At 66.3% G+C, this 12,750-nt stretch carries 17 protein-coding genes; 13 read left to right on the top strand and 4 right to left on the bottom strand.

Annotated elements, in window-relative coordinates:
• Positions 1-127: 127 nt before the first annotated feature.
• On the top strand, positions 128-454 hold the full coding sequence (locus tag EX20_RS11220) for a hypothetical protein (protein WP_014726060.1): 327 nt from the start codon (positions 128-130) through the stop codon (positions 452-454).
• Positions 455-473: 19 nt separating this feature from the next.
• Here EX20_RS11220 and EX20_RS11215 read toward each other — a convergent pair whose 3' ends face one another.
• Both EX20_RS11215 and EX20_RS11210 read right to left on the bottom strand, forming a co-directional pair.
• Positions 474-1,490, bottom strand: coding sequence for a Crp/Fnr family transcriptional regulator (locus tag EX20_RS11215; protein WP_051974425.1), 1,017 nt, complete (start codon positions 1,488-1,490; stop codon positions 474-476).
• A gap of 286 nt (positions 1,491-1,776) precedes the next feature.
• A complete protein-coding gene (locus tag EX20_RS11210) occupies positions 1,777-1,992 on the bottom strand; it encodes a hypothetical protein (protein WP_034193570.1) in 216 nt (71 codons plus the stop codon).
• A gap of 560 nt (positions 1,993-2,552) precedes the next feature.
• Here EX20_RS11210 and EX20_RS11205 point away from each other — a divergent pair.
• From EX20_RS11205 to EX20_RS11190, 5 genes are all read left to right on the top strand, one after another.
• A complete protein-coding gene (locus EX20_RS11205; RefSeq protein WP_014726054.1) occupies positions 2,553-3,002 on the top strand; it encodes a CBS domain-containing protein in 450 nt (149 codons plus the stop codon).
• 78 nt (positions 3,003-3,080) lie between these two features.
• On the top strand, positions 3,081-3,545 hold the full coding sequence (locus EX20_RS11200; RefSeq protein ID WP_045579989.1) for a hypothetical protein: 465 nt from the start codon (positions 3,081-3,083) through the stop codon (positions 3,543-3,545).
• Positions 3,542-3,769, top strand: a complete 228-nt coding sequence (locus EX20_RS31855; RefSeq protein WP_139164696.1) for a hypothetical protein — start codon at positions 3,542-3,544, stop codon at positions 3,767-3,769. The genes EX20_RS11200 and EX20_RS31855 overlap by 4 nt, the downstream gene beginning before the upstream one ends.
• Before the next feature lie 517 nt (positions 3,770-4,286).
• The gene (locus EX20_RS11195; protein ID WP_034193666.1) at positions 4,287-4,751 is read left to right on the top strand and encodes a hypothetical protein; all 465 of its coding nucleotides are present in this window, start codon (positions 4,287-4,289) and stop codon (positions 4,749-4,751) included.
• Between the two features lie 228 nt (positions 4,752-4,979).
• Positions 4,980-5,429, top strand: coding sequence for a CBS domain-containing protein (locus tag EX20_RS11190; RefSeq protein WP_011880413.1), 450 nt, complete (start codon positions 4,980-4,982; stop codon positions 5,427-5,429).
• 39 nt (positions 5,430-5,468) lie between these two features.
• Here EX20_RS11190 and EX20_RS11185 read toward each other — a convergent pair whose 3' ends face one another.
• Entirely contained in the window at positions 5,469-7,070 is a 1,602-nt protein-coding gene (locus tag EX20_RS11185; RefSeq protein WP_034193568.1) for a bifunctional aminoglycoside phosphotransferase/ATP-binding protein, read from the bottom strand.
• A gap of 373 nt (positions 7,071-7,443) precedes the next feature.
• Between EX20_RS11185 and EX20_RS11180 the strand changes: the two genes are divergently transcribed.
• The 4 genes from EX20_RS11180 to EX20_RS11165 all read left to right on the top strand — a co-directional run bounded on the left by EX20_RS11180 (position 7,444) and on the right by EX20_RS11165 (position 9,419).
• A complete protein-coding gene (locus tag EX20_RS11180) occupies positions 7,444-7,884 on the top strand; it encodes a hypothetical protein (protein ID WP_034193567.1) in 441 nt (146 codons plus the stop codon).
• A 131-nt stretch (positions 7,885-8,015) separates the two neighbouring features.
• A complete protein-coding gene (locus EX20_RS11175; RefSeq protein ID WP_011880410.1) occupies positions 8,016-8,486 on the top strand; it encodes a universal stress protein in 471 nt (156 codons plus the stop codon).
• A gap of 41 nt (positions 8,487-8,527) precedes the next feature.
• Positions 8,528-8,803: a DUF1488 family protein gene (locus EX20_RS11170; protein WP_014726047.1), complete on the top strand. Its 276-nt coding sequence runs from the start codon at positions 8,528-8,530 to the stop codon at positions 8,801-8,803.
• A 181-nt stretch (positions 8,804-8,984) separates the two neighbouring features.
• A complete protein-coding gene (locus EX20_RS11165) occupies positions 8,985-9,419 on the top strand; it encodes an Hsp20/alpha crystallin family protein (RefSeq protein ID WP_034193566.1) in 435 nt (144 codons plus the stop codon).
• A gap of 121 nt (positions 9,420-9,540) precedes the next feature.
• On the opposite strand, the gene EX20_RS11160 is transcribed toward EX20_RS11165, so the two are convergent.
• A complete protein-coding gene (locus tag EX20_RS11160) occupies positions 9,541-10,206 on the bottom strand; it encodes a nitroreductase family protein (protein ID WP_034193565.1) in 666 nt (221 codons plus the stop codon).
• 229 nt (positions 10,207-10,435) lie between these two features.
• Here EX20_RS11160 and EX20_RS11155 point away from each other — a divergent pair, with 229 nt between their 5' ends.
• The 3 genes from EX20_RS11155 to EX20_RS30585 form a co-directional block, all read left to right on the top strand.
• Complete coding sequence (locus tag EX20_RS11155; RefSeq protein WP_034193564.1) at positions 10,436-11,086, top strand: BON domain-containing protein; 651 nt, start codon at positions 10,436-10,438, stop codon at positions 11,084-11,086.
• Positions 11,087-11,312: 226 nt separating this feature from the next.
• On the top strand, positions 11,313-11,864 hold the full coding sequence (locus EX20_RS31850) for a hypothetical protein (protein WP_139164697.1): 552 nt from the start codon (positions 11,313-11,315) through the stop codon (positions 11,862-11,864).
• Between the two features lie 591 nt (positions 11,865-12,455).
• A partial coding sequence (locus EX20_RS30585; RefSeq protein WP_156126944.1) for a helix-turn-helix domain-containing protein occupies positions 12,456-12,750 on the top strand: 295 nt, incomplete at its 3' end.

Genomic DNA, 12,750 nt, shown 5'->3' with positions numbered 1-12,750 from the left:
ACTTGACGAAGGGATCGCCGCGGAAGAAAAATGGCGAGCCGGCGGGGTCCGGCGAAAGTTTCAATGGCAGAGAGGGGTGTCGCAGGCGCTCCGGCCTAGCGGTCCCTTCTCATTCGAGGCCAGTGGTATGAACATGTTTTTTCGTCTGCCCATCGCGCTGCAGGGACACGCGCACGAGCGTTTCGAGGTCGACGCGCAGGACGATGAATCGTTTGCGGCCCATCAGGTCGATTTCATCTGTGCGCTGTACGGGCGCGCCGAGTATCTGCGCGCGTGCGGCCGCGAGGACCCGGTCGGGGACGCGTTCCTGGCCGGCATCGTCAACGTGCTCGAAGCGCTCGAACTGAACTCCCCGGGCGATGCTCAAGGCTGCCTGATGCGGCTGCAGCAGATCATCGACGCGGTGTTCGCGGCACGCGGGCACAGTGCGGTGCGCGACACGCCGCCCGCCTGAACGCGTTTTCCGTCTTCGGTCAGCGCGTGGCGAACACGCGTGCGTCGTTGCGACACAGGATGCGGTGGCACTCGCACGCGTGGTGCTCGATCGCGTCGCGATCGACGATCGTGATCAGGCCGGGACGATAGCGGATCGCGCCGTCGGTCTCCAGTTTGCGCAGCGTATTGCGGGCGAGCGCGCCGTCGAACGCCAGGACCCCCGGAAAGACTTTCCTGCTGAACTGGATCGCGTTGCCGTCCAGCCGGTCGAGCGTTTGCAGCAGCCAGCGGCACAGCTGCTCCAGCGGCGAATGATGATGCCCGCACACGGTGAGTTGCGACATCTGCGCGAGCAATGCCTGCGTATAGCGCAGCAGCAGTCGCTGGAACGTGCCGCCGAGCGAGAATTCCTGTTTGGCGACGTCGGCGTCGAGCCGGTATGCATGGCCCGCGCCCTGGACGACCACGCGGTTGGCCGCGCGCGGCTCGCCGATACATGCAGACAAGCCCACGAGCCCGTCGTTGCCGATCATGGCCAGGCCGAGCGGTGCGCTCGCTTTCGTGGAATGGAAGACGACGCAGGCCGCGGTGGCCGGCAGATACAGGTGGCTCAGGCTGTCGCCTTGCTTGTGGAGCACTTGTCCGGGCGCGAGATCCACCGGTACGAGATGCGGTGCTAGCCGGTCGAGTTCGTCGGCCGGCAGCGCACGCAGCAGCCGGTTGTCCGAAGGCGCGGCACCGGCTGCGCGCGCGCCGTCGCGACTGCCGCGATCGGACTGCGTGCCTTGCGCCACGCGCGCGACGAGTTCGAGATGCTGACGGATCAGGATGTCGCGGTTGCTTTCCGGCAGGAGACTCAGGACCGCGGAGCGCACGTCGTCCTGACCGAGCGCATCGAGGATGCGCAGCTTCGACAGCGTGCCGAGGTCGCTCTTACCGGTGCGCCACGCGGATATCTGGGCGCGGGTCAACGCGAGCGCCTCCGCGAGTTGGGCGTCGCTGGGATAGCCGCCCAGCTTTTTTACTTCGTCGAATAATGCATACCAGTCGTGCACGATGTTCAGCCTGCGACGCAGTCCCGTCGCGAGGGCAACAGGGGATCGGATCAGGCGCCCATTTATAGCATAAATGACGCATGAATCCGCGATCGCGAGCGCGCGAATGGTCGGCGCGGTCGACCGGGACGCGAATCGTGTGATGGCGGCGTCGGGCCGGGGGCGGCTTCGTTCCACCGTGCGTCTATACCGGCTTTCATGTGTCTTTCGCACAGCTTTCGCGGTGCGCGCACGCGCGGTGCGCAAACGCCGGACGGCGACGCCGTGATCGACTCGCGCGTCGCGCTCAAAGGCGGTCAAGCAGCGCGAAGATCTCGTCGGTGCGGCGCAGCAGCGCGTGGTTGCGCTCGGCGCTCTCTCTGACCGCATGCAGTCTCGCGCGCCAGTACGCGGGATCGCTCACGGATGCGCTGCTCGGGAAGTAGGAGCGTGTCTGCTCGAGCAGACGAATGGAACCTTCGATATGGGACAGCTCGCGTTCGACGTCGCAGTACCAGTTCATTCGTGGTCTCCCGAGGTTGACCGGTGCATGCTGAGCCTCGCGACGCGGTCGTGTCTTGATGCCGCTCAACGCAGCGATTCATCCGATTTTTCGCGGCGACGTTCAGCCGAATCGGCATGCTGCATCGCCGCAGTGCTCGGCTGTCGTCGCGTCGGATCCGTCGTTGACCGCTTCGATTGCTTCGATCGCCGAAGCTCGCCGGATGACCTGCGTCAAGGTCGATCGGCACGTCGGAGCGAAGATCGACGTTCCCGCATGTCGATCGCGATCCGCGTCGGCATGTCGGGTGCCGTCTTCCCATGCACGTCGACGAGGCGGCAGGGATCGTGCGCGCGTTGCTCGCGAATGTGCCGAATCGCCCGACGATTTCGCGTTCCGACGCCGCCGTGTCGCGCTGACTAGCATCAATTCGCGGCGGCGACGCCGCACGTACCGTTGTTCGTATCCGATGCGGACACGAGCCGGTGGCCATCCAATGCGACAGCGAGCCGAAGCAGGGCGTCGTGCGTCGCGACGGGCATCGACCGGTGTTGCGCTGAACTGCTGACGGGAGAATCGACATGAATGCCGCGATGCTTTGCACCCGCGATGTCGCCACGTGTACGACGCAGGCTACCGTCGTCGAGGCGGCCGCCATGATGCGCGACGCCCACGCGGGCGATCTCGTCGTCGTGAGCGAACAGGACGGGCGGCGCGTGCCGGTCGGGATGGTCACCGATCGGGACATCGTGCTGACCGTGGTACGCGCCGACGCGGCGCCCGGCGCGCTGTTCGTCGGCGACGTGATGTCGGCGCCCGTCGCGCTCGCGAACGCCGACGACGACATCTGGCTGCTCGCGAAGCGGATGCGCCAGCATGGCGTGCGTCGCTTGCCGGTCGTCGGCGCCGATGGGGAACTGGTCGGCGTCGTGTCGCTCGACGACATGCTGCGCGCGGCCGCGGCGCTGCTCGATGAATTGCGTCTCGTCGCTGCGCGTCAGGTGTATTTCGAGGAGAAGCAGCGTGGGTGAGCGGGGAGGGTGCGCGGTGTGCGGCGCAGCAGCCGGCTCGATAACGGCGCACCTCATCGACCGTGCGTGCGCGATGCGATGACGCGCGATCCCGATCCCGATACGGAGGCCGATACCGCTACGCCCGCCCGGCTGCGCTGGTGGCTCGGCTGCGTCGGTCTCTGCGTGCTGCTGTCGGCAGCCATCACATGGCTCGGTGCGATCTACGACCATCCTGTACGCGAAGGTGTCGTCGCCGGCATGAACGCGTCGGAATGTGCGCGCGTGGGCGTGCGCCCGGCCGGCTCGCTGCTGACCACACCGCTTCCGGAAAATGACTTGTGCATGCCGTTGTTCGTGTATCGCGCGTCGTATCCGGACGCCGCGAGCGACGTCGCGTCGTACCGCACGTGGGTACTCCAGCAGCGCATCGCCGAATTCCGGTATCTGGTCGGCTATGTGCTGTTGCTGTGCGCGACGATTCTGGTCGTCGTCGCGGGGACGGTCATGCTGATCCGGCGGTGGCTGCGGCGTTTTGATCGCGGCGCAGGTATCGATACGTGAGCATCGCCGCTGTGGCATCGGCCAGACGGCACGAACGCCGGAACGACCGTTCAGCTGAATTGCACGACGCGCATTGCTTGATGGCGATCGAGACGAGCATCGTCGGGGCGGGACGTTATCGCTGCCGCATCCGTGTGATGCGTCCCACGCCAAACGGCAAGTACGACACGTCACCGATATTCAAGGCCGAGCGCGGCGCTGAAGACCTTGCGCAACTGCCATGACGTGGTGCGAGACGAAGAAGTCCGACGCCTTCACGTTGTAACGCATCGGCACGCGCGTTCCAGCGCGTTCGAACACGCGCGCGGCATGCGGGTCGGTACATTGACCTCCGTCAACCCCCATCGCGCAGCGCGATCGAGAATGATCGCAGCGTTCTCGCGCAGTAGCGGCGACATGTGCGGTTCCTGCCAACGCAGCCGACGGCGGCCCGCGCCGAGCGTTCGTCGACGGCTTCGTTCAGACACCCGCTCGACATGTCGGGCCGAAACCGCATACGCATATGAGGTCACGGTGGAACTGCGCATCATGAATGCCGGCCGCATCGATCCGCAGCGAAAAGCGCGAGAGCAACGAAGAGAGACGCAAGGATGAGTAGGTACGGATACGCCGTTGCAGCGCGTTCGAACGCCGCTTCCCGATGCCCGAAGCGTCGATGCACGCGAGCCTCACTGCATCGTTCGACGACGGCGCATCGTCCGCGTCATCCGATTCCAATAACCGCCTACGGGAGGAATGATCATGAACTGGCTTGCCGAATACTTCGCGCAGCGCACGAGCCCGCTGGCGCTTTCCATGTGGGCGCATCCGCCGCTCGCGCTCGGGCCGGACGGCCCGGTCTGTCGCGAGCCGTACCGGTTGCCCTATCCGGGCGTCGAACTCGTGTATACGCCTGGCGAAACGGTCGAGCGCGACGGCAATATCTATACGCTGCCGGCGCGCTACGACGCACGCGGGCTGTTCGCCGCGCGCAGCACGGCGCGAGACGACGCCGCATGGTTCTTCCATGAGGTGACGATCTTCGCGCCGTCGCCGTTCAACTCCGACTTCGTGATGACCGTCAACGGCGAGTTTTCGTTCGTGCCGACGTTCTGGCAGGACGGTTCACCGGGCTTCTCGGGAATCTGCGCACCGACAGCCAGCGGCCGCGCGACAGGCGAGCGAAGCGGTCCTCCGTGGCTATTCCAGGGCTATCTCAGCATCTAGGCCGCACCGGGCGGAGCGCGTGCGTGGCCGACGACACACGCCGCGCACACTCGTCACGCGAGGCGGAGCCGGCGCCGCATCGCCACCCGAACCCCGCCAAAACCCGCACGCCGGACGCACGTTGACGTGAGTCAACCCGGCCGCGGGTGTCGCGCTTACTCTGAATTCGTGGGCACGCGTCGTCGCGGCGCGGGGCTCGTCCATGCATCGGGCAACGGGAGCGTCATCATGCACATCGGAAGAATCTGTACCCAGCCGGTCGAGTCGTGCACGGCCGAATGCAGCGCGTTCGAACTGGCCGACCGGATGCGGCACGGGCATGTCGGCGATATCGTCGTGATCGAGTACCGCAACGGCGAGGCCATCCCGATCGGTCTGGTGACCGACCGCGATCTGGTGGTCGAGGTGATGGCGCGCGGCGACGATCCGGCCGACGTGACGGCCGGGCAGATCATGTCGCGCGGTCTGGTCGTGGTGGCGGAGACCGACGAGATCGGCGTCGCGCTCGAGGAGATGCGCCGGTCCGGCATCCGCCGGCTGCCGGTCGTCGACGACGCAGGCCGCCTCGTCGGCATCGTGACGCTCGACGACCTCGTCGAGCATCTCGCCGGATTGCTCGGCGGCGTCGCGGAAGTCGGCAAGCTGCAGCAGATCGAGGAGCACCGGTTCCGCACGTGAGCCACGCGTAAACCTTGCGGCGGCGCGCGCAGCCCGCTTTTACGCGTGCAGCGCCTCGAACAACGGCGCCCAGAACTCGCTGCTTTCGTATGCCGCGGCATCGCAGTCGGTGTCGAAGCGAATCGCGATCGCAGTCTCCGCGTCGGTCAGCGCGTCCGCATGCTCGAGCTGCCGCGCCAGCACGGCGGTGTCGGCATCGGAAGAATCGTTCCCGCGTGCTGCCCTTGCGGCCACGCGTGCGGCGAGCGTGGCCGGGCTCGCGGTGAAATCCAGAATCGCGATGCGCACGCCGCGCCGTGCGGCGAGCGACACGAACGCCGCGCGGTCGGCTTCGCGCAGGAACGTCGCATCGACGATCGCCGTGTAGCCGCTGTCGATGACGGTCGCGGCCGCTGCCAGCAGCCGTTCGTAGATCCGCTCGATCGCCGCGTCCGAATAGGCGCTGGCGGACAGGCGCGTTTCGTCCGGTACGCCCGCGCGCCGCTTGCGCTCGACGTCGCTGGACAGCCGGATCGCGCCGAGCCGCTCGGCCAGCGCGCGGCTGGCCAGCGATTTGCCAGAGCCCGACACGCCGTGACACAGGAGCAGCAGCGGTTGCGCGTCGCGGCGTGTGTCGGCCATCGCCGCTGCAATGCGCAGATAGCGGTCGCGCGCTGCATCGTCGCCCCGCAGTCGCGCGGTCAGGGCGCGCACCAGCGCGCGATAGACGAAATAGCACGGCACCACGCCGAGCGCCGCGTAGTCGCCGGTGCGCGCGAGCCACCCGGACAGCAAGCGGTGCGCGCAATCGTCCCGACCGTGTGCGGAGAAGTCCATCAGCGCGAACGCGAGATCGCTCGCGACGTCGATCCAGCGCAGCGCGTCGTCGAATTCGATGCAGTCGAACATCAGGATGCGGTTGCGCCAGCGCACGATGTTGTCGAGATGCAGATCGCCGTGGCATGCGCGCACGAAGCCCTGCGCGTGCCGCTCGGCGAGCAGCGGTGCGATGCGCGTCAGTTCCGCTTCGTACCAAGCGTGCAGCGCGGCTTCGCGCGGCACCGCGACGTCGAGCGTATCGAGCAGCGGCCGGCACTGCGCGGCCACGCTCGCCGCGCTGCCGAAGTGGCTGCGCGGGGCGCGGCGCGGCGCGTGCAGATGATGGCCGGCCAGCGTGGCGGCGAGCGCATCGGCATCCGCGAGGCCGGCGTCGTGCACCGCGCTGCGAATCGACAGCATCGCGTGCGCGTCGAACCGGCGCATGCGTACGAGGTACTCGCCGGGCGTCGGCTGACGCTGCCGGCGCGTGCCGATCTGCACCGGCTCGCCGAATGCGCAGCGTCGGCCGCGCGCGACGAGCGGCCAGACGCCGAGATACAGCGGGCCGGCGAGCGCGCGATTGAGCGTGTATTCCGCGAGCGCGCAGCGGCGCCGCTGCGCGGGCTGCACGAGATCGACGAACGCGAAGCGCACCGGCTTGATACGTTTGTACGCGTAGCGTCCGGCCAGATAGACGACGGACAGATGCGTTTCGATCCGCTCGATGCGGCCTGCGGGGTGCGGATAGGTCGCCGGGCGGCGCAATGCGCGATCGAACTGGATCGTCTTGCGTCGCGCATTGGCGCGGCCCGGCGAGAACGATACGTGACGCGTTCGGGACATGGTGAACGGAGCGGTCGGACGAGGCGCGTGTTCGTCGACGCCCCGCGGGTGGAATTCGCACGCAAGCCGCAGCGTGCGCCTGTTGGCCGGACGTCGCCGGATCGAGCGACATCGGGCGACCGGCGACGCGACCTCGCTATTGCAGCCGATCGGCGCGCGATCCGGCTTGATACGGGTCAACGCCGCCGTGCAGAGGCACGCTTGATGCAGGTCAACCGCATTCCGCGCAGCAGCAATACAGTCGGTGCCAGTAGTCGCGCAGCGATGCGCGAGCGTGCACGCTGGCGGCATGTGCGTTGCGTCACGGCCGCGGCCGTATGCGTTCACGACGCACGATCGTGTGCGGAATGATTGGTCTGGAGAGGCGTTGGCGATGAAGCGACGGGTATTGGCGATCGGCATGCTGCTTGCGTTGGCCGCGTGTGCGGACACGGAGCAGGCGACCGCGTTCAGGAAGTCGGAGACGCAACTGCTGGCCGCGCGTCAGTCCGCCGCGGTGCAATGTTCGACGGCATCCGAATGCGACCGCGAGTGGGCTCGCGTGCGGCGCTACATCGAAACCCATTCGGCGACGCGAATCACGCGCGCCAGCGCCGACCGGATCGAAACGGCGCAGCCGCATCTGGCCGGCGAAGTCTATCTGTGGGCGTCGCGCACCGCAGCGGGCGACGGCGCGTCGGTGATCCGGCTCAAGGCGATGTGCAAAGGCATGTACGACAGCGCCGGCGGCCCCGGATGGCAATACGATGCATGCGCACGGAAAATTCTCGACATCGAGCGCGGCTTCCGCGCGGACGGGAATCTGCCCGGCTAACGCGCCGCGCTGCTGCCGATCGCTTCACGCTTCCAAACCGTTGACTTCGGTCAACGCCCGCCGGCGGCAAGCGCCGATGATGGAATTGCACCGAACGCCACAGGCGCGTCGGTTCTCCCAGCGAGGTCGGTATGTACAAGAACGTCATGGTCGCCGTGGACGGCAGTCCGTCTTCGAAACGGGCGCTCGACGAAGCGCTGAAGGTCGCTGCGTCGTGCGGCGCGCGCCTGTTCGCGGTGTTCGCCGTCGACAAGTCGATCCTGCTCGCGTACGGCGGGCGCATCGACCCCGACGCGCTGCTCGACGACGTGCGCCGCGACGGCACGGCCGTGCTGCACGACGCGGAACGCGCGATTTCGCATGCGGCCGTCAACGGCGACACGGAGCTCATCGAGACGGAACTCGGGCAGGACGTCGCCGAGCGGCTGCAACGCTATGTCGCCGAGCACGCGATCGACCTCGCGGTCATCGGCACGCACGGGCGACGCGGGGTCCGGCGCTTGTTCCTCGGCAGCGTCGCCGAGCGCTTCCTGCGCGGCTCGAGTTGCCCGGTCCTGCTGCTGCGCAGCGACGATCCCGCGCCGGCCAAGACGGCCGCCTAGCGGCCGCGACGAACTGCGCGCTACCTGGTCAGGTCACCATCATGCAGATCTCGTTTCCATCCGAACATCCGACGTATTCCGGCCTCGATCCCGCGCTGATCTTCCCGGCGCTCGTTGAAGGCCGGCGTGTGCGCTGCGCGATTACCGCGGAAGCGCTGGAAGATCACTTTCGCGCGGCCTCGCCGCGCGAGCAGGATCTGGTCGACGCGTTCGCGCGCCATCGTCCCGCGATCGAGCGCGCCGCGCGCGCGCTGCTCGAGGAGATGGACGGGCGGCCGATCCTGCTGCACAGCGGCTATTTCAGGTTCTGCAGATGAGTGCCGGCCGCCGCCGTGGGCGCGCCTCGAGCGCGCGGCGGCGGCGGGCCGGTGCGTCGCATTTCGAACGATCATTCGTCCCTTGCGCGGCAGCGTTGTCGCGCCATTCGATCTTCAGCGCGGCCGAGCCTGTCGGGACGCAAGCGCGGCCGCACGTCAACCGTCTCAGGAGTTACGAACCATGAGCAATATGACCCGTTACGATCCGTTTTCGATCGAGCCCGTTTCCGACCTGTTCCATGGGCTGTTCAGGCCGTTGCGCGGCATGACGCTTGCCGACCAGCCCGACCTCGCGTCGATGAAGATCGACGTCACCGAGAACGACGGCGCGTACACGGTCAAGGCGGAGTTGCCCGGCGTGGCGAAGGACGACATCGACGTCCAGGTGACCGGCAATACCGTCTCGATCAACGCGAAGGTCGAACGCAACAAAGAACAGAAGGACGGCGAGCGCGTGATCCGGCGCGAACGCTATAGCGGCGCGATCAGCCGTTCGTTCTCGCTGGCCGCGGACATCGACGACGCGAATGCGACGGCGACGTACCAGGATGGCGTGCTGTCGCTGACGCTGCCGAAGAAGGCGCCGGTCGGGCAGAAGAAGCTCACGATCAGCTGAGCGGAAGCGCGTGGCGGGCAAGCGCATCTGCGCATCGCCCGTCGCGAGCAACGATAAGCGGCGCACGGAGCGATCCGTGCGCCGTTTCGTTTCATTTTCGTTGCAGCGGCCGGCGCATGCGTCACCCGTGTGTCGCAGTGTTGCCGACGTGGAAGCCGACCGTCTGCGCGAGGATCGGCAACTCGTCCTCGTTCAGCCGCAGCGCATCGGCGAGCGCACGGTGGTTGATCCAGCCGCGCACGACCGTCCCGAGGCCGGCCGACGCGCAATATAGCGACACATTCTGCGAGATGGCGCCGGCCGCGACTGCCGCGAACACGTCGCGTTGCTGCGGCGGCATGTCGAGTATCGCGGAAGTGCGCACGACATAGACGAGGTCGAGCGGCGCTCGGCCGACGAAGTCCTGATAGCCGGTCAGGTTGCGCGCATCGACCGCGTGCTTCAGCACGAGGCGGTGTGCGGGCACGTCGTAGCGATAGACGCCGTACGGCAGCGCGACGTACACGTCGATTTCATTGAACGCGTGTGCGGACGGCGCCGTGCGGCCGCCGCTCGCCGGGCGGTTGATCCCGTTCGCGGCCCACAGCATCGTGCCGAGCGTCGCGGGCGGCAGCGGCGCGGCCGCGAATTCGCGGGAACTCATCCGGGTGGCGAGCGCCGCCATCAGCGGCACGTCGCTGTCGAGCATCGGGCTCGGCAGATCGATGATCTCCGGCGACTCGCCGTGCGCAGGGGCCGGCAGTGCAGCGGGCGCCGGCGAGTAGGCCAATCGTTGCGGTTCGGTCATACGAGTCTCCTTCAGGCTTGGATGCGCGTGCCTGGAACGGTGCGCATCTTCGATTTCACGATACGGCGGCGGGGCCGCACCGCATTGACCTCCGTCAACCGACGCGCCGGCCCGGCGCACGAAGCCGCGCGACGCATCCGTTGACCTGCGTCAGCGAGCCGCCGCCGCGCGTGTGCAAATCTGGCTGAGTGCGGCGAACAGGCGCGCCGCGGCTCACAGGAGAGCAACGATGAAAACCGACAAGCAGTTGAAGCAGGACGTCCAGGACGAACTGGAGTCCGACCCGGCGATCGATGCGACACGTATCGGAGTCGAAGTGGCCGACCGGATCGTGACGCTTTCGGGGCATCCGCCGAGCTATGCGGAGAAGCTGGCGATCGAACGCGCGGCGAACCGTGTGGCCGGCGTGAAGGCGCTCGTCGTCGACATGACCGTGCACCTGCTGGACGACGACGTGCGCACCGACGAGGACATCGCGAAGGCGGTGCGGTCGGTGTTGCACTGGACGGTCGGGGTGCACGACGACGCGCTCAAGGTGCAGGTCGAGCGCGGCTGGATCACGCTGTCGGGCACGGTCGACTCGGCGTACCAGAGCCATCTGGCCGTGCGGGCGATCTCGCAGATGCGCAGCGTGACGGGCGTGACCGACCACATTGCGGTGCTGGGTGCGGTCGGCGCGGACGACATCAGCGGCAACATCAAGCGCGCGATCATGCGCCACGCGGAGCGCGAGGCGAAGCACATCACGATCGACGTGCACGACGGTACCGTGCGGCTGTCCGGCAAGGTCGGCTCGTTTTCCGAGCGCAAGGCCGTGCGCGGTGCTGCGTGGTCGGCGCGCGGCGTGCGTGCGGTCGTCGACGATCTGGTGGTCGAGTGACGGGCGTGCTGGTGAGAGGGGGCTCGAGGCGAGGGTACGTTACGTCGGGTGGGGATGCTTCGGGGCGGGAGGCTTTCGCTGCGGAATATCCATCATCATCGAATCGCATTGGATGAATGGCTCTTGCGAGCCGATGGTTGCGGAAGACACGCTGAGCGCACGAGCGCGGGGCGGCAATCGGCAGGCTGCGCGCGCACCGCGCCGATTGCCATGTCGGATCATGTGTATGAGGCTGGACTGGACCAAACGGACAGCGCCAGATCGTCTGACTCTGTTCGGCCAACATGCGACGCTCGGCCGAGGTTTCGCTCAGACATTCGAGCGGCAGCAGCAGCCGGCAAGCGGATCACTCTCCTGTATCATCAGCACGCACACAAATTCATCCATCTCCGAAGCTGGCGTCGGGACCCTTTTTGCCATGCAGCCAATCACCAAACTGAATCCATACTGGGCGCGATTGGAGATCGACCTTGGTGATACATCGGGAATCATTGTGCCCAAGGGGCGAAATGAGGCGGAGTATTTTGAAGGTCTTCGCGCGAGTATCAGAAGACACGCGACAGCGGCGGAGTGGGTTTCCGCTACCGTTGTAGCGCCCGGCTTCAAGCACCGTGAGCTTGGCTCCAAAGTTGCGGGCTATCTTCTCGCGAGGGACGCGGGATATTGGCTAGTTTTCGAGCCCGAAGAAGGTGAGTATTACTGTTTCTGGGGAACCGATCCCGATGACCTTGGTGCATACGGCGTTTGTGGAAACCCGCTTTATTGTTGGTGGGAATAAGAAGCCGAGGGCTTCGTTCCCCCGATTTGCATGCGGCGGCGATCGGCCGAGGCCGTGTCAAAACGCGAAATTACCCGTTTTTCGGGTGCCGCTTTACCCTTCCCGAAGTGCCGCGAGGCCGATACAGAGCATTCTGGCGGGTCGCTTTCTCCATTGGCCGGCCCCGGCACACGTTTTTACACAGCCTCGGCCAAGAGGGGACATTCGATGCGACCGAGCTGAATCGTTGACAAACCCCCTTCAACGACCAGCTACCGCACATCTGTTTATGTCCCGCTCATCTCGTCCATCCGACCTAATTGTGAACTTGTCCCTAACTGCGCAACGATCAGACGGTTCCCTGAAGGAGGTCATTTCAGGCTATCACCCGATCTACCAGGTGCGCGCTGACTACTGGTCATCTGCATATCACGAATTCGTGGGCGGCACGGGCGTCCGCACCGGGCAGCAATGTAAGGCGGAGGTTTGGCTTTTATCACCTGAGGCATACCCACACAGGTTTTAGCTAGGTCGACGCGTTGAAGTAACTGAAGGTTCAGAGCTTAGACTCTAGCTTCAAGTGCAACACCTTTGATGAGATAGGGTGTTGCGATGACGAATTACAAGCATCTGAGCGCCGAAGAGCGCGCGGTGATCATGATCGAGAAGGCCCGGAACACGAGCGTCAGAGCGATTGCAAGGCTGCTTGGCCGCAGCGCGTCGACGATCACACGAGAACTGGCGCGCAATCGTACGGAAGCGCCTCGCTGCTATGACGCCACAAGCGCGGCCAGAGCCTATCGGACGCGCCGCGAGCGAAGTCGGCGTCAGGCGAAACTGGCAGCAGGAAGCACGCTGTACTGGCGGGTGCATCACGATCTGGTTTATCGGTGCTGGTCGCCGCAGC

The organism is Burkholderia sp. WP42, from assembly GCF_000745665.1.
In the GTDB taxonomy this organism is placed as follows: domain Bacteria; phylum Pseudomonadota; class Gammaproteobacteria; order Burkholderiales; family Burkholderiaceae; genus Burkholderia; species Burkholderia vietnamiensis.
Note: the sequence above shows the minus strand (reverse complement) of the source record. Positions and strands in the feature narration are given on the sequence as shown.

What these genes read in the sequence shown, in the direction of transcription:
- EX20_RS11220 (WP_014726060.1), top strand. Translation starts at nt 128, where the DNA reads ATGAACATGTTTTTTCGTCTGCCCATCGCGCTGCAGGGACACGCGCAC.
- EX20_RS11210 (WP_034193570.1), bottom strand. Translation starts at nt 1,992, where the DNA reads ATGAACTGGTACTGCGACGTCGAACGCGAGCTGTCCCATATCGAAGGT.
- EX20_RS11205 (WP_014726054.1), top strand. Translation starts at nt 2,553, where the DNA reads ATGAATGCCGCGATGCTTTGCACCCGCGATGTCGCCACGTGTACGACG.
- EX20_RS11200 (WP_045579989.1), top strand. Translation starts at nt 3,081, where the DNA reads ATGACGCGCGATCCCGATCCCGATACGGAGGCCGATACCGCTACGCCC.
- EX20_RS11195 (WP_034193666.1), top strand. Translation starts at nt 4,287, where the DNA reads ATGAACTGGCTTGCCGAATACTTCGCGCAGCGCACGAGCCCGCTGGCG.
- EX20_RS11190 (WP_011880413.1), top strand. Translation starts at nt 4,980, where the DNA reads ATGCACATCGGAAGAATCTGTACCCAGCCGGTCGAGTCGTGCACGGCC.
- EX20_RS11185 (WP_034193568.1), bottom strand. Translation starts at nt 7,070, where the DNA reads ATGTCCCGAACGCGTCACGTATCGTTCTCGCCGGGCCGCGCCAATGCG.
- EX20_RS11180 (WP_034193567.1), top strand. Translation starts at nt 7,444, where the DNA reads ATGAAGCGACGGGTATTGGCGATCGGCATGCTGCTTGCGTTGGCCGCG.
- EX20_RS11175 (WP_011880410.1), top strand. Translation starts at nt 8,016, where the DNA reads ATGTACAAGAACGTCATGGTCGCCGTGGACGGCAGTCCGTCTTCGAAA.
- EX20_RS11170 (WP_014726047.1), top strand. Translation starts at nt 8,528, where the DNA reads ATGCAGATCTCGTTTCCATCCGAACATCCGACGTATTCCGGCCTCGAT.
- EX20_RS11165 (WP_034193566.1), top strand. Translation starts at nt 8,985, where the DNA reads ATGAGCAATATGACCCGTTACGATCCGTTTTCGATCGAGCCCGTTTCC.
- EX20_RS11160 (WP_034193565.1), bottom strand. Translation starts at nt 10,206, where the DNA reads ATGACCGAACCGCAACGATTGGCCTACTCGCCGGCGCCCGCTGCACTG.
- EX20_RS11155 (WP_034193564.1), top strand. Translation starts at nt 10,436, where the DNA reads ATGAAAACCGACAAGCAGTTGAAGCAGGACGTCCAGGACGAACTGGAG.
- EX20_RS31850 (WP_139164697.1), top strand. Translation starts at nt 11,313, where the DNA reads ATGAGGCTGGACTGGACCAAACGGACAGCGCCAGATCGTCTGACTCTG.